This is a genomic window from Streptomyces yaizuensis, from assembly GCF_034961445.1.
GTDB classification, from domain to species: Bacteria; Actinomycetota; Actinomycetes; order Streptomycetales; family Streptomycetaceae; genus Streptomyces; species Streptomyces yaizuensis.
The window spans coordinates 593,808-608,573 of the sequence record NZ_BSBI01000004.1; the positions used below are offsets into that span (position 1 = coordinate 593,808).

14 protein-coding genes are annotated in these 14,766 nt (G+C 70.5%); 6 read left to right on the forward strand and 8 right to left on the reverse strand.

The features are described 5' to 3' along the window. Positions 1 to 35: 35 nt before the first annotated feature. Positions 36 to 746: a hypothetical protein gene (locus tag SYYSPA8_RS13445; RefSeq protein WP_323447330.1), complete on the reverse strand. Its 711-nt coding sequence runs from the start codon at positions 744 to 746 to the stop codon at positions 36 to 38. Between the two features lie 251 nt (positions 747 to 997). Between SYYSPA8_RS13445 and SYYSPA8_RS13450 the strand changes: the two genes are divergently transcribed. Together SYYSPA8_RS13450 and SYYSPA8_RS13455 are read left to right on the forward strand one after the other, a co-directional pair. Further along, positions 998 to 2,095, forward strand: coding sequence for a hypothetical protein (locus SYYSPA8_RS13450; protein WP_323447331.1), 1,098 nt, complete (start codon positions 998 to 1,000; stop codon positions 2,093 to 2,095). Between the two features lie 59 nt (positions 2,096 to 2,154). After that, entirely contained in the window at positions 2,155 to 2,652 is a 498-nt protein-coding gene (locus SYYSPA8_RS13455) for a hypothetical protein (RefSeq protein WP_323447332.1), read from the forward strand. A gap of 46 nt (positions 2,653 to 2,698) precedes the next feature. Here SYYSPA8_RS13455 and SYYSPA8_RS13460 read toward each other — a convergent pair whose 3' ends face one another. Both SYYSPA8_RS13460 and SYYSPA8_RS13465 read right to left on the reverse strand, forming a co-directional pair. Further along, positions 2,699 to 4,225 carry an NHL domain-containing protein gene (locus SYYSPA8_RS13460; protein ID WP_323447333.1) on the reverse strand — a complete coding sequence of 509 codons (1,527 nt, stop codon included), beginning with the start codon at positions 4,223 to 4,225 and terminating at the stop codon, positions 2,699 to 2,701. A gap of 100 nt (positions 4,226 to 4,325) precedes the next feature. Next, positions 4,326 to 4,973 carry an ArsR/SmtB family transcription factor gene (locus SYYSPA8_RS13465; RefSeq protein ID WP_323447334.1) on the reverse strand — a complete coding sequence of 216 codons (648 nt, stop codon included), beginning with the start codon at positions 4,971 to 4,973 and terminating at the stop codon, positions 4,326 to 4,328. A 111-nt stretch (positions 4,974 to 5,084) separates the two neighbouring features. Between SYYSPA8_RS13465 and SYYSPA8_RS13470 the strand changes: the two genes are divergently transcribed. Together SYYSPA8_RS13470 and SYYSPA8_RS13475 are read left to right on the forward strand one after the other, a co-directional pair. Beyond that, positions 5,085 to 5,345, forward strand: coding sequence for a hypothetical protein (locus SYYSPA8_RS13470; protein WP_323447335.1), 261 nt, complete (start codon positions 5,085 to 5,087; stop codon positions 5,343 to 5,345). Positions 5,346 to 5,534: 189 nt separating this feature from the next. Beyond that, on the forward strand, positions 5,535 to 6,638 hold the full coding sequence (locus SYYSPA8_RS13475) for a hypothetical protein (protein WP_323447336.1): 1,104 nt from the start codon (positions 5,535 to 5,537) through the stop codon (positions 6,636 to 6,638). A 729-nt stretch (positions 6,639 to 7,367) separates the two neighbouring features. On the opposite strand, the gene SYYSPA8_RS13480 is transcribed toward SYYSPA8_RS13475, so the two are convergent. Continuing rightward, positions 7,368 to 7,694, reverse strand: a complete 327-nt coding sequence (locus SYYSPA8_RS13480; RefSeq protein WP_323447337.1) for a hypothetical protein — start codon at positions 7,692 to 7,694, stop codon at positions 7,368 to 7,370. 396 nt (positions 7,695 to 8,090) lie between these two features. Between SYYSPA8_RS13480 and SYYSPA8_RS13485 the strand changes: the two genes are divergently transcribed. Continuing rightward, positions 8,091 to 8,969: an aminoglycoside phosphotransferase gene (locus SYYSPA8_RS13485; RefSeq protein ID WP_323447338.1), complete on the forward strand. Its 879-nt coding sequence runs from the start codon at positions 8,091 to 8,093 to the stop codon at positions 8,967 to 8,969. 506 nt (positions 8,970 to 9,475) lie between these two features. Here the strand turns inward: SYYSPA8_RS13485 and SYYSPA8_RS13490 are convergent. The 3 genes from SYYSPA8_RS13490 to SYYSPA8_RS13500 all read right to left on the reverse strand — a co-directional run bounded on the left by SYYSPA8_RS13490 (position 9,476) and on the right by SYYSPA8_RS13500 (position 10,913). After that, the gene (locus tag SYYSPA8_RS13490) at positions 9,476 to 9,721 is read right to left on the reverse strand and encodes a hypothetical protein (protein WP_323447339.1); all 246 of its coding nucleotides are present in this window, start codon (positions 9,719 to 9,721) and stop codon (positions 9,476 to 9,478) included. Then, positions 9,718 to 9,966, reverse strand: a complete 249-nt coding sequence (locus tag SYYSPA8_RS13495; protein WP_323447340.1) for a hypothetical protein — start codon at positions 9,964 to 9,966, stop codon at positions 9,718 to 9,720. The genes SYYSPA8_RS13490 and SYYSPA8_RS13495 overlap by 4 nt, the downstream gene beginning before the upstream one ends. 155 nt (positions 9,967 to 10,121) lie before the next feature. Then, entirely contained in the window at positions 10,122 to 10,913 is a 792-nt protein-coding gene (locus SYYSPA8_RS13500; RefSeq protein WP_323447341.1) for a hypothetical protein, read from the reverse strand. A gap of 1,172 nt (positions 10,914 to 12,085) precedes the next feature. Here SYYSPA8_RS13500 and SYYSPA8_RS13505 point away from each other — a divergent pair. Continuing rightward, positions 12,086 to 13,210: a hypothetical protein gene (locus SYYSPA8_RS13505; RefSeq protein WP_323447342.1), complete on the forward strand. Its 1,125-nt coding sequence runs from the start codon at positions 12,086 to 12,088 to the stop codon at positions 13,208 to 13,210. 275 nt (positions 13,211 to 13,485) lie between these two features. Here the strand turns inward: SYYSPA8_RS13505 and SYYSPA8_RS13510 are convergent, their stop codons facing one another. Next, a complete protein-coding gene (locus tag SYYSPA8_RS13510; protein ID WP_323447343.1) occupies positions 13,486 to 14,733 on the reverse strand; it encodes a cytochrome P450 in 1,248 nt (415 codons plus the stop codon). Between the last annotated feature and the right edge of the window lie 33 nt (positions 14,734 to 14,766).

A 14,766-nucleotide genomic window follows, 5' to 3' on the forward strand; every position in this document is an offset into this window, starting at 1 on the left:
GGTCGGAACGGGCTCGGTAGGGCGGTGGCCGGTGCTCACGTGAAGACGTGGTGGTAGGGGACGTTCCACTCGCTGGGCAGCCGGGGGTAGAAGGTGTTGATGACCGTCCCGGTGAAGTCCCCGCCCCAGTTGTAGGTGAGGCGCGCCTCGCTGTCGGCCGTCACCGTGTGGTCCTTGAGCCCGAGGATGGCGTCGGGGTGGGTGATCGGCACAAAGGTGATCCCGCCCCAGGGCGTCACCGTGACCACCCAGAGCTGGGTGTCCTCGGTGGCGCCGTTCTTCCCGCGCCACTTGTCGCCCACCTTGTCGGGGAGGCCGACCTGGAGGAGGTCGGCCGTGCTCCTCGGCGCTTCCTGGTGGGCGGTGATCCGCCGCCGCAGCGGCTTGGGCACCCCGTCGTCGCCCCGCCCGCCGTCGCCCGGGGCGGGCTTGGGCGTCACCTGGCCGGCGGCGCTCTCGATGAAGTACAGCGGGCGCTGTCCGAAGAAGCCGCCGGGGGTGATGTACCAGAGATGGCCCTGCGCGTCCTTGGTGGCCGGGTCGAGCGCGGTGGCCAGCTTGACGCCCTTGTCGTGGCTCTCCTCCTTCAGTTCGGCGGGCCGCAGATAGCCGCCGTTGAAGGCGTGGACGAGCATGACCGGCCGGTTCTCGACCAGCGCCGCCACAATGGCGTTGTCATGGCTGTTCACCGCCACGGGGCCGCCGACCACCAAATTCGCCATCGCCGTGCGTTCTTGGGTGTACATCGCGGAAACCTCACCTGTTCTGGGATGCGGAAATATGAGACACCGGGAAATGGGACATCGAGAACATTAAGAACATCGAGAACAATGCGCCGGGAGATCGGCGGCGGTTCAAGTTACCTTTGCGGCTTGCTGGTTGAGGCCCGTGGCAAGAGATTGTCACCCGATTGAGCGTGATGTGTGAAGTGGTCTTCCCGGGCAGTGGTCCTCATGCTAGCTTCGCCTTTCGGAACCGAATGAGGCGAGGACAGGGAATGCCTTCCAACGCATACAATCTGGAACGCTCCAAGCGCCAGCCGCTGACAAAGAAGAATCTGCGGGAACTCAATATCGAGCAGGCCTGGCGGTCCATCCTGGACCACCCCAACCTGGTCTACGTCGACGACTACGGCGTGCGGCACAAACCCATCGGGTTCTCCGTGAATAAATCGAGCTTCGGCGATTTCCCCGGTTCCGCTTTTCAGCTGGGCTGGCTCGCCTATATGAATCTCGGGGAGCCGCTGATCGAGGAACGGCGCAACATCAGCCAGCCCCCACCCGATTCCTTCTCCTCCCGCGCCTATGTAAATCGCAGTCAGACCGCCATCATGAACTTCACCGACTCCATCGATTTCACGGTGTCGAACGGAGTCACCTGGTCGCTCCAGGGAAATGCTCAGCTCACCTTCGGCGGCAATGTCAGCGCCTCGCTCCAGCTCCAGCTCCAGAACCAGTTGCGGATGGATCTCCAGACCCAGCTCCAGACGCAGCTCAGAAACGACATGTCCAACAAGAACGCCACCACCGTGACCAACAAGAACAGCAAGGACAATATCGGGGTCGACAACGCCAACACCACCGATATGACGACGACGAACGGGGCCACCAACGGGGCCACCAACGGAGTCACCTTTTCCAACGCGTTCACCACCCAGGGCAGCGCCACCGGCAGCGCGACACTCAACGCCCAGCTGGCGCTGGGCATCACGGCCTCCGCCGGCGGTTCCCTGACCACCACCTGGGCCTCCCGGTCGCAGATCTCCGGCCAGGTGCCACCGGGCTCCCGGGTCGAGACCATCGCCACCCAGCGGCGTACCCGCAAGCAGTACACGTATGAGATCCCCGTGACCTTCTCCGGGCTGCTCGCGGTGCGGTACGCCGTACCGGTGGCGGTGCTGTCTCCCCCGCAGTCAGGGGAACTTCCCGAAGTCGACCAGCTGGTCGCCCGGGATATCGGCGATATCGATCTCGCGGGCGGGGGCTTCCGTATGACGGGGCTGGCCGAGGTCGTCTCCGCGCTGGAGGTCCACCACACGATGTTCGACGGCGAGGCACTCGCGACGAGCGAGCGGGGACCGCACAAGCAGCCATGACCGGGCGGGTGGCACCGCCACGACGACGACCACGACGACCACGACCAGGGGTGACGACCATGGTGTTCGACAACATCTTCGGCTTCGCGGGCCAGGGCGCGGGGCTCTTCTCGGTGACCACGGACGGCACCAAACCCCAGCCGGGGGCGGGCGTCGACTTCGAGGACGCCGACGACGACACCTACGACGACACCTGCCCGAGTCTGTTCAACAACGCGATCCACGGGGCCTCCTCACGGGCGAAGGTCGTACGGGAGGACTCTCCCGAGGCACGGGCCGTCCTCGGCTTCCTCGGCTCCTTCATCCGGACCACCCAGGAGTCGGCCGGCGCGCAGGCCCGGTACGCCCAGAACCCCGGCTCGGTCTCCGGGGCGGCCTCCGCCGGTATGAGGGAGTCGAGTGCGACGGTGACGGAGCACAGCGGCCTCCAGCAGGACGAGGATCTGGCGGACCGGCCGAAGAAGGGCGACTTCTCCAAGCCGCCGAAGGCACCGGAGGCCCCCAAGGCGGCCAAGCCGACCGCCGAGAAGCCCGAGAAGCCCTCCGGCTCCGCGTAGCGCCCGGCGGCGAAGGGGGCGAGGCCGCCCCCGCCCCCTTCGCGTGTCACACAGGGAGCAGTTGCCACTGCCGACCGCGGTGGTCGCCGTCCGCCCCGTACTGCTTGATCACCGTGCGGGCGTTGGTGTCGACCCGCAGCAGCAGACCGCTGTTGCGGTTGGCGATCTCGTACACCCTCGGGGAGCCGTTCGCGGGGCCCACCGGGATCAGCCGCCACTGCTGATGGTGTGCCCCACCACCTTCGTAGGCGCGTTGTGCGACCGGCACACCGTCCGCCTTCTGCGCCCCGGCGACCTCCAGGACCTTGCCGCTGCGCACGTTCTCGATCGTGTAGAGGACATGGCCGTCCTCCTGGCCCGCCACGATCAGCCGCCACCGCTGGTGGTCGCGGGCGGCGGCGAGCGACTGGTGGATCTCGGCCCCGTCCTTCACGGACTCGCGTACCACTGCCATCCGCAGCCTGCTGCGGACATTGGCCCAGGAGACCACCGTGCCCGACTCGGGCAGCCCGGCCATCCTCGGGGACGCGATCCGCCGGACCCGGTTGTTGACATGGTCGGCGATGTAGAGGGTGTCGACGGAGTCCACCGCGAGGCCGTACGGGCTGTGCAGCTGGCCCGATACGGCCGGGCCGCCGTCGCCGCCGAAGCCCGCCGTGCCCGAACCGGCGACCGTGGAGATCGTCCCGTCGGCCGTGACCTTCCGGATGCGCTGGTTGCGGTGGTCGGTGATGGAGAGCGCGCCGGTGCTGTCCACCACCACGGCCAGCGGGAAGCTCAGTTGGGCCGATACGGCCGAGCCGCCGTCGCCGCCGAAGCCCGCCGTGCCCGAACCGGCGACCGTGGAGATCGTCCCGTCGGCGGCGACCTTGCGAACCCGGTGGTTCTCGGCGTCTGCGATGTAGAGGACGCCCCCGCCGTCGACCGCGACCCCGAACGGGCGGTTCACCTGGGCGGCGGTGGCGGGGCCGCCGTCCCCCCGGAAACCCCCGACACCGGTCCCCGCGACGGTGGTGATCGTTCCGTCGGGGGTGACCTTGCGGACCCGGTGGTTGTGGTACTCGGCGATGTAGAGGGAGCCGGCGGCGTCCACCGCCACCCCCAGCGGGAGGTTCAGCCGGGCGGCGGTGGCGGGGCCGCCGTCGCCCAGGAAGCCGGCGACACCCGAGCCCGCGACGGTGGTGATCGTCCCGTCGGCGGCGACCTTGCGGACCCGGTGGTTGTTGGCGTCGACGATGTACACGGACCCCGCGCTGTCCACCGCCACCTCGCGCGGGCAGTTCAGCTGGGCGGCGAGCGCCGGGCCGCCGTCGCCCCGGAATCCCGCCACACCGGTCCCGGCGACCGTGCCGATCCGCCCGTCCGTGGTGACCTTCCGGACCCGGTGGTTGTTGTAGTCGGCAATGTAGAGGGTGCCGACGCTGTCCATCGCGACCCCGTAGGGACGGTTCAACTGAGCCGATACGGCCGCTTCGTTGTCCCCGGCGGATCCGGCCACCCCGGTTCCCGCGACCGTGCCGATCGGAGGGGCGGAGGATTCGCCACCCGTGGGTGCAGAGGGGGAAGTGCTCATGGTCATCCCTTCACCGTTCACCGTCACCGTTCACGACCGCTCATGACGGGCGGTCGCCGATCAACCCCAGCAAGTCATAGGAGGAGTTGCGTCGGCAAGATCACTTATGGGTGAACCTCTGTACTGATGTTCCATGGACACGTGTCGGGGCGTCCGGTGCCAGCAGCAGGCCGCCGAGTACGGTACGCCGGTGCAGGACCGCCCGGCCGGTACGGACCGCGGTGATCAGACCCGCGCCGCCCAGGGCCGTCGTGTGCGCGGAGACCGTCGCGGCGCTGACCCGGAGGTGCCGGGCGAGCGCGGTCGTGGTGCGCGGCCCGTCCAGGAGGTGCGGCAGTTCGGTACGGGTGGGCCCGATCACCCGGGCCAGGCGGAGGGTTCCGGTCGAGCCGTCCGGCTGGAGCGGGAGGCCGGGGCCCGCCGGATAGGTGACCGCGACCGGGCGGCCCGGGAGATCGGCGAGGAGCGGACCGCCGGCCCGGTCGAAGGCCGGGACGAGCAGCAGTCCGCACCCGCCGGGACGGACCTCCCGGGGCGGACCCGGCAGCTCCCACACCCCGCCGTCCAGCCGGGCCCCGGGCAGCAGCCCGGCCAGCACCGCGCCGATCCCTTCCTCGGCGACCCATGGCGACCCGTACCGCCCGGTGCACGAACTCGGCGTGGTGGAGATTCCGCACCTGGTCCCAGACCGGGGCGAGCAGCCGTAGGAGAGCCGGTGGACGCTGGTGCGGTCGGCGATGGTGATCATCGGGTGCCCTGCGTGGCGACGCGGCCTCACGCGTAATGCCTTATGAGTTAGGCCTAATCTATAAGGCATGTCAAGTCGGATAGGCCTACCTCGTGAGGCATAATCGGAGTCATGGACATCCGCGCTTCAGCCGCAAGGATCCGCCGGGACTACGACCACGCACTCGCCACAGCCGACCACGACCGCGCCCGCAGACTCGCCCAGCTCTCTCTCGAAGCCGGCCGCGGCACCCAGAGGGACATCATCGACGGCACCGGATACTCGCGGGAGACCGTCCGGCGCCTGATTCGACAAGGCCTGGAACTCCTGCCCGGACCCGCAGACGAGACCGGCCAAGGCGGCAGCACGCCCCACGCGCACCAGCTGGACTGACCGTCACGTGGCTTTGTCCACGAGAACGGACAGCAGATGTTCACCACCTTCGGAAGGCTGGAGCCCGTCGAGGATTCGAACGGTGATGCTCGGCGTCGTGGCTGTGCTTCGGCCTCACAGTGAAGGGAAAACGTCGGCCGGTCTGCCACGGAGCTGCGACGATAGCCCTGTTTCCCGAGCGGAGGATGTTTGTTCGTTTTCGTGTGTGTGCGGTGCGGCTTCGAGCTGACCGCCCCGTTGTCCCGGGTCGCCCTGCCGGCCCACGCTCGCCAGAAGTACGGAAACGGGCTACAGCTCCCGGTGCTCATGGAATCGGGGACGTTCGCCGTGGAACTGGAGCCCTGGGGGCCGCCGTGGCGAAGGTGGGGGGAGATCGATCCGGACGAAGCGGCTGCCCGCGGCATCTACGCGCCAGTCCACGCCCTGTCCGACGGCGTGTCCGGCGCGGTTGTCATCGCACCGGGAGACATCCGTGGCGCCGTGCTGATCCCGGAGAAGCGAGGCGGCGCCTGCTGCGGCTTCGACGGGGGCGACGGCCCCAACATGGCCTGCGCGGCGTGCGGTCTTCCCATGGCGAGCAGGATCGACGACTGCTCGCTCTGGCAGGCCGTGTGGCTCGCCCCGGACGCCGTGCGCCGCCTTCCCGTCGAAGGCGCCGACGCCGGACCGTTGTCTTGGGCGGACCTGCTCACGGAGGGGGATGGCGTGCCCCCGTCCGAGCCGATCGCCCCGTGGGGAGAGCCGTTTCGGGCGGGCGACCGATGGCACTGGAGCCCGCAGTGGGCGGCGGCAGCCGGGCAGGCGCTCGCCCACCTCCTGGTGGCCTCCAACGGCCGGGCGGTGGCTGTACCGGACGGCCTGACCGCCAGGATGTTCCGACACTCCCTCGACACCCTGCTGCCGACCGGCGGGCCGAGGAGGCGCGCCGCCGTGGCCGGACCGGGACAACCGGCCCACGAAGGCGCCGACATCCTCCTCGTGCCGTCCCACCCGCAGACCGGGAAGACATGGACCCCGGCCGCCCCAGCCGCCTCTGTGTCCCTGGTGCCGTTGCCGTTCGGGGTGTGGCTCCGGCTCGTCTTCCCCGAGCCGCAACTGCCCGCCCCCGCATCGGGGCCAATACCCGACGGCGTCCTTCGCGACGACCCGCCCACTCCGAACGTCCATGACGTGTTCCGGGTCGACTGGGGAGTCTTCCAACACACCCTCGCGCGACTGCCGACCGTCCGCACCCCGTGGCTACGCAAGATCCACGACAGCCTCACGCAGCACAAGCAACTCGGCCTCCTCTAGGCCCTCTCTTCTGGATCTTGCTGGGCTCGCGTGCCCTGGCACCGCACTCCCCCCTGGGCCTGGCGGCCCGGGTGGGGGTGCCACCGGCGGAGCCAGGGGGAGTACCCCCACCGCATGGACTCATTCCTCTGCCTTGCGATGCGTCCCCACGGCCCTGGCGGGCCTGGGGAGACCCCATCCCCCGTCCGCCGGCGGGCCTGGGGAGACCCCATGCACCAGACCCCGCTCCCTGATCCGGCTCCCCGGTCCGGAGGGCGCCCAGCGGTTCCCGGCCTGGGGCAGGCGGTGCGCCGACCGGCCCGGCGGCGGCATCGCCCCGATGACCCTGCTGCCGGGGCGCAGTGCGGTACCCCGAGGGTGACCCGCCGGCGGGGACGGGCTGACAGTGCCGGGTTCCTGTGGACGGTCCCGGCCGGGGCTTTTGTCGGTTCCTCAGCCGACGTCGACGAAGTCGTCCGCTGTGGTAGCGGCGGGTGTGGCCGTGGTGCCGGTGAAGCCGTGGCGGCAGTAGCCGTCGGCGGTGGCCTTGACGGTGGTCTTCAGCTTGCCCGAGCCGCCGGCGCTTCCTCGGCGTGGGGCAGACCACCACGCAGGAGGGCGGCCTCATGCGGCTCGTCGCCACGCTGCCGGCGAGGACAGGGTTCCCGGGAAGCGTGCGTGCTGGAAGACCGCCGCCGTGACGGACACGCCGGAGGATCGGTCGAATCCGAATCCCGTGGGCGGGCGGAGTCACGGTGAGGGGTTTGCACCCTGGATGATCTGCCAGCCATGAGCTTTGTTTCCTGGGGCGAGGAGAGACGTTCCTGCTCCGCGGAGGGTCACGAGGCCGGTGTGGGAGGGGTCGAGTTCGTCGACCGGACGCCCGTAGAAGAGGATCTCCGCCAGCTCCAGGTCGATCGGGACTGAGGTGTGGCGGATGCGGTGGAAGCGCGCCCCGAGGCGGACCGGCCCTCGGATGCAACGCACGACAACGGCTGCCCTGTCCTCGCAGGTGCCCCGGATCTCGTCGATCTGGAGTTCTGCGTCGATCCGAGAGTGCCCGGGAGTTGTCGTCACACCATCATGATCCCAGAACGTTCACGGAAACTCCGGGGCCGGGACGGGACCGGCGGCGGTCCGGAGGATACCCAGGCCGAGACCGTTCGTATGCTTCTGCTGCTGCTCCGAAACTCACTGCGGGATGAGACAGGCCGGCAAGCCTGGGATCGGCTCCCCGGCCAGCCGATGATCCGGCCACCATCTGACCGGAATCAGCCGCGATGAGGCAAACCGACCATGACGCTGTGTCCTGGTCTCTACCCTGCTTCTCATGACGACCGTCGAGGCGAACAGGCCGCCCCGGGGACCCGTGACGCCGAAGCCCGCCGGGCGTCCACCGGGGCCCGTGACCCCGGACAAGAACCCTCCCTTCCCTCCAAACCCGCCCGTACCGCCGGCAGCTGAGAACTGAGGATGACGTCGGGGCGCATCGGCTGGGCGCGGCTTCCCGGGGCGGTGGTGGCCGCGGTCAGCGAGCGCCTCGGTATGCCGTTCACCGCCCGTGACACCGAGCATTCGGCGGCGGCCGGGATCGCTTCCCTGCTGGAGGTGGAATCGGGGGCGCTCGTCTTCGTCAAGGGGCAGCGCGAGCGGGCCCCTGCGCCTGCGGACGGTGCCGGTTTTGAGGAGGACGACTCGTGGTGGGGGCCCGGCTGGTCGCCCGTGGACGAGCTGGACCTCGAAGAGGCGGTGAACCCTCACCTGCCGCCGAGCGCGCCACGGGTCCTGTGGCGTCTGGACGGCCACGGCTGGCATCTCCTCGCCTTCGAGGGCGTGCGAGGCCGGGACGCGGACTTCGTGCCCGGCTCGCCGGACCTCGCGCCGGTCGCCGCAGCGTTGGCCGAGCTGGCGCCCTGGCCCGCGCCCCCCGGAGTGCGGCTGCCTACCGCCTGGGACCGCTGGGGCTACTACTGCGCCGACGCCGACTGTGAACTCCTCGCCGGATCAGCGCTGCTGCACACCGACCCGGCGTCGACCAACGTCCTCGTCGAGGACGGCCGGGCCCGGCTGGTCGACTGGTCATGGGCCACGGCCGGCCCGGCGTGGATCGACACGGCGCTGTGGGGGATGCGGCTGGTCTCCACCGGCGGGCACTCCCCCGAGCAGGCGTGGCGGTGGGCGGCCCGGGTACCGGGCTGGACGACGGCCGACCCGAAGGCCATAGCTGTGCTCGCGCAAGCCGAGGCACGGCGCTGGCACGATCTCGCCGCCGACCAGTGGGCCACGGCCGGCTCGATCGCCCGATCCGCCGACGAGTGGGCCGCTTTCCTCGCCACCCGCCACAGAACCTGACCTGCACCGCCGGCCTGCACCCAGCCCCCAACCGCCCCAGAAGCCCGGGTGCGACGGGATGTCCGAGCGCTGCCCCTGCCCAGGCTCACCCCGCCACAGCCCGAGGGTCCGGCGCAGCGCTGTCTCCTCGCGGAACGGCATATCCACGCCGTGTCCGCCGAGCTGGCCGCCCGTGTATTCGATCTCGCCGTCCTGGTTCCGGTAGCAGAGGACGCCGTCGCCGCGCTGCACTGCGGCGATGTCCTCCGTGAGCTGCTCCAGTTCGTCGGCGCCACCTGGGGCCAGTCGTACTCGGTCCAGTGGATGCCGCTGAACCGCAGCCGAACGTTCCCGGGAGAGACGGCGGCGATGAGGTCGCTCCCGGCGCCGCCGGTGGAGAGGAGTGCGAGGAAGCCGGCGGATTCGAGCAGCGGCGCGGAACACGGCCCAGGCGGCCTCGGTGCCATCGTCATCCACAGAGGTTCCGCTTCGGTTGGCCCGTACCCCACCGCTCGCGGGAGTTCCCGTCAGGGAGGGGTCACCATCCGTACCACCGTGACCTTCACGACGGCCTCCGCCACGTAGGAGCGGAGGAAAACTCCGGCGATGGTGGCTTCTCGACGGTCACGCTCACCGCAGACAGCTCTGGACTTGTGTCCGTACGGGTCGCGGCCCAGAGTCCTCGCCATCTCCGTGCGGAAGCCGCTCTCCCCGGCGTACTGCTTGAGCGTCGCCTCGGCGACCGGGGCGTACGCGATCTCGTAACGGCTCACGCGGCACCCCGGTTCTCGGCCTCCAGCCGGGCGAACTCGTCCTCGTCCTCCGGTCCGGACGCAAGATTGAGGACCCAGTGCCGCACCACATCGGCGACGGTCTCCGCCGTCGCCCGCCCCAGCTCCATCTCGAAGCGCTGACGCTCATCCTCGGGCAGCGCGGCCCGGATCCCCTCCACCGTGGCCGGCACCTCGACCCGCTGCTCATGGCGGACGGTCCATCTCGTCGCGTTCTGCTCAGACATCCAGGAAGGCCCTTCCCATGTCGCGGGCACGGCACCCGCCGTGCCCATGGCTTCGATCAGCGTAGAACGGGTCGATTCCTCCAGAGGCGGGGTGAGAGGGGCGCGCGGAGCAGTGCCGGGGAGCGGGAGATCCACGGTCTCTCTTTTCCGGTGGTTCAGAGCCCTTCGTCGCAGGGCCCGAAGGCGTCGGCGACGATGGCGTGCTTCAGGCCCTGTGGTGTCCGGTCGTTCCCGATGACGACGGACCAGTCTCCGTGGTCCATCGCCATCGCCATCGTGCCGTCGTCGTCGGCCGTGATCCCCATGCCGCTCTCGTCCTTCCAGCCGTGGTCCTCCAGCAGGCCGGCGATCCGCCGCAGCTCCGCTCTCCCCGGGCGCACCGTGAGCGGAAGGACCGCGCTCACCTCGCAGTCGGCCTCCTGCTTCTTGAAGGTGGGCTCCGTGCCGAGGGCCTTGAGCGCCGCCCGGAGATCCCGTACGACCTGCTCGCGGGATGTCCCGCCCCGCTTCTCCCCTCCCGTGCCGCCGGGGGAGCGCTTCGGCTTCGCATCGCAGTCACCGACCGCTTCGAACGCCAGCCCGGCGTTCGCGGAAATCTCTTCCCGGACATCCCCGGGGTAGTCGGCGCCTGACAACTGGACCTTCCAGGGGCCCGCCTGAAGATCGGCCAGAGTCACCCCGTCCTTCACCCTGACCCCGCTTTGGCCCGCCGGGACCCAGCCGAGCTCCCGCAGCCCCGCCACGACCTGCTCCACCTGGCCCTGCCCCGCAGCCATCTGGTCCGAGACGATCCCGCCCACCTGGCAGTGCTCCCGCCCAGGGGGAACCTCGAAGGGGGTGTAGCCGGTGCCGACCCCCGTCGAGGCGGTGCGGAAGTCCTCCGTGACCTCCTCGCTCGTCTTCACCTCAATCAGCCCCGGCTTCCCCGGCTTTGCCTTCCCCGTCATGCCGTCGGTCCCGGACGGCGCGGACGACACCGCCTCCGCCTTCTTCCCTGCCGGCTCCTTCCCCGATCCCCCACCGCACCCCGTAAGCACCAGCGCCCCCGCCAACACCGCCGTCACCACGCCCGACCGCCGTCCCATTCCCCACCCCTGTGTCTCTCTGTACATGCCACGGATCAGAGCCGGGATTCTGCCACGCGCCCTCGGCGACATCGCCCTCACCCACGACCGCCTCGGCTGCCGCACCGACTGCCTGAACGCAGCGGCGTGGACTGACCGGAGGCCGGCAGTACACTCCTGAAGTGCGGCTGCCACGGCGAAGTCGGACCCGCTCCCGGGGTCACTCAACCGTGGGATACCGGCTCCGGGCTCCCCTGGGTGGCCATGCCCGGCCCCTACGGTGGGCGGATGGCCGACAGCGTACGAGAGGCCGCCGGGGCTCTCACCGACGACCTGACTGCTGCCGCCCGCGAAGGCCGCACCGGGGAGCGCGACGACGCCACAGCCGTGGCACTACTCAGCCTGCCCACTTCGTCGGGCCGACACGGAGGGACCCCGTGAGCGGCGTGGGTTCGCCGTGGTGACGTGGCTTGCGGGAAATCCGCCCGATGACGGGAGCGCCTCCGGCCCGCGGGGCCGCTCGGTGGGCCGGTGCCCCTTCGCGCCGGGCCACCCGGGGGCGGTCCTCGCCCTCATGGTGGGCTGACCCTTCCGATCGTGGCGGCCGTCCGCCGGCTGCCCCTCGGCCCGGAGGACCGCACCAGATACGAGCGGGACTTCTTCCGCCGCTGGAACACAGGGATGGGATCTGTCCGACGGCAGTCCCACGAGGGCGGAGGCGCTGATCGCCGGGGCCGTCGACGCTCGCCGGGCCTGCACAGTGTCAGCGTCCGGCCCGGCTCGTGCACGGCGGTGACCTCGTGGTACACCTCCCGCGGCACACGGTTGATTCCGTCGGCCCGGTGCTCCACGCCCCGCTCCGGCCGGGTCACGCCGCGGTCGAGGGTGTAACGGTCCCGTCCCGCCGGGCCGCACGGCCCCGCCTGTTCTCCCAGACCGTTGTGATCGGCCGTTCCCACATGACCGAATCCGTGTCTCGACCCGGCGGTTCCCTCGTGGTTGCATGCTGTGTTCTCCGGTCGTGGACCGGAGATGTGACCTGACTGGGGGGAACAATGAGCGCAAACGCGAAGCGGAGTACCACCAGACAGAGACGTATCCGGGTCGTTCTGAGCGCCGTGGTCGCGGTGTGCGCGATCACGGCGGCGCTGCCCGGCGCGGCCTCGGCCGCCCAGGCGGCCGGGACGGACGGCGCGGCCGAGCGCGTGGCCGGTGTCGAGAGGATCAGTGTCACCTCCGAGGGCCTCCAGGCCGACAACCACTCCGGCGACGCCTCTCTCACACCCGACGGCCGACGCGTCGTCTTCACGTCGTCGACCCGGTACCTCGGGACGAACGCGGCGACGACGGGTGACACGGTGTACGTCCGCGACCGGCAGACCGGCCGGACCACGCAGATCGGGGACGAGACCCCGGTCCAGGCCCCGACGATCGGCGCGGACGGGGACCACGTCGCCTTTCCGGTCCTCAGGATGCGGAACGAGCACATGCGTATCCATGACCTGCGCACCGGATGGCCGGCGAGCCCCCTCTGCCCGGCCGCCTACTGCCGGATGTCGCTCGGCGCGAGCGGCCAGCATCTGGCGTACGACGTCCAGTTCCGGCGTCCGGAGCCCAATCAGCGCATTGAGGTCATCAACTACGACACGGCCGTCAAGTACGTGATCGACGTCATCCACAACACCGAACCGACCCTGCCCTCCCTCAGCGACGACGGCCGCTTCCTCGCCTACCAGGACGGCGGGGCACAGGACATCTTCCTGTGGGACCGGAACGACGGCACCCCCCAGGGCCCGATCGAGGGCCCGGCGAAGGCCGCCGAACTCGTCCAGATCAGCAACAACGGCGGCAAGGTCGTCTACCGCTCGGGCGCCGACACCTACGTCCACGACACCGCCACGGGCACCGCGCAGCTGGTGGCCAACGTGCGGGGCGTGGCCATCGACCCCACCGGCAACCACCTCCTGTACGCCCCGCACGACCCCACAACCGGACCCTCGCTCGTCCTGCGCGACCTGCGCACCGGCACCGACGAGACGGTCTCGGACCAGCCCGCGACAGCCGGGATCGACGCCGTCAGCGCCGACGGGCGCCATGTCGTCTTCCAGTCCGCCGCCGCCGACCTCGTGCCCGGCGACACCAACGGCAAGGCGGACGTCTTCCTCCGCACCCTGCGCTGATCACCCGGGGGGCCGGCTCCCGCGACGTGGTGGCGGGAGCCGGACCCCGGGTGCACACGCCGCGAACGATCGGGCGGTCGGCGGAGTTTCGGCCGGTTCTCTGGCCGGATTCAGTTCTACGGTGTCACCCCCGGGGACGAGCTGTACTACTGCATGCAGACGACACCGGGAGGTCCGACCATGAACGCGGTGAACGCGCCGCTGCTGGGCGGCGCGGTTTTCGCCGGCTCGGCGGGCGTGGTGATGCCGTTCTCCCTGCCGCGTGCCGGCCGGTGTCACCCGGGCCAGGTGGCGGGCAGCTCGGCCACCCCCAGAAGGTTCTCGTCCGGGATGAACGGGACCTCTGCAAGGCCGGTGGCCAGCCGGAGTCCGGGTATCCGGCGGAACAGCGTGGTGAACGTCACGTCCAGTTCCAGGTGTGCCAGGGCGTGACCCACGCAGTGGCCCCGGCCCAGCCCCAGCGAGAGATGGCGGGGGGCCTCGGCGCGGCCCAGGTCGAGGCGGTCGGGGTGAGGGAACCGCCGCTCGTCGCGGTTGGCGGAGTCCGTCTGGATCAGTACGCCCTCTCCGGCACGGATGAGTTGTCCCCCCAGTTCGAGGCTCTCCGTGGCCACGCGCTGCCGGGCGTTGTGCGAGACGGTCACGTACCGCAGCAGCTCGTGGATGGCCACCGCGTGGGCCCTCTCGTCGTCCGTGCCGGTCAGGACGCCGATCTGCCGCGGGTGCCGCAGCAGTGCGACGGCCCCTGCCGCGATCATGTACGCGGTCGGGCCGTGGCCCGCGAAGAAGAGGATCATGAGGTCGGCCGCAGCATCGTGTTCGTCCAGCTCGCCCGTTCGCACATGGTCGCGGACGATCCGGCCGATCAGCCCGTCGCGCCCGTCGCGCCTGTCGGCGACCAGGGCGTGGAAGTGGGCCTCCAGCGCGGTCAGCGCACGCGCCACTTCCTGGGCGGGCGCCGTGCGGGAGGCGACGGTCCGGCTCAGCCGGTGCAGAGCGTCCCGGTCGGCCGATGACATGCCGAGGAGTTCACAGACCGTCTGTGTCGCGAGGGGCAGGGCGAGGTCCCGTAGGAGATCGGCCGGGCGCTTTCCGGCCAGCATGGCGTCGATCCGTTCATCCGTCACGCGCTGGACGAACGGCCTCAGCTCCGCCACCCGGCCGGGGTGGAACTCCTTGAGGTACAGCGCCCGCCGTGCCGCGTACTGCTCGGGCGGCGTGAACGGGAAAGGGACGACTCCCTCGCCCCGGACCCGCGACGAGGCCGAGATATGAGGGTAGCCGGGCGCCTTGACGTCGGCGACGAGACGCCGGTCCAGATGAGCCCGGCGCGCGTCCTCGTAACGGGTGATCAGCCAGGGGCTGCTGCCGTCCCAGGCCCGCACCCGGGTGATCGGGTCCGACGCGCGGAGCGCCCGGTAGGCGGGCGGCGGGTCGAGCGGCCGGGCCGGGTCCTTCGGCAGGGGGTAGGACGGGGCGGAGGGCCCGGCGTCAGCGGGGTGCGCCGCGTCGTCGTCGGTCATGGTGCGTTCTGCCTCCCTGTGTCGGATGCATCG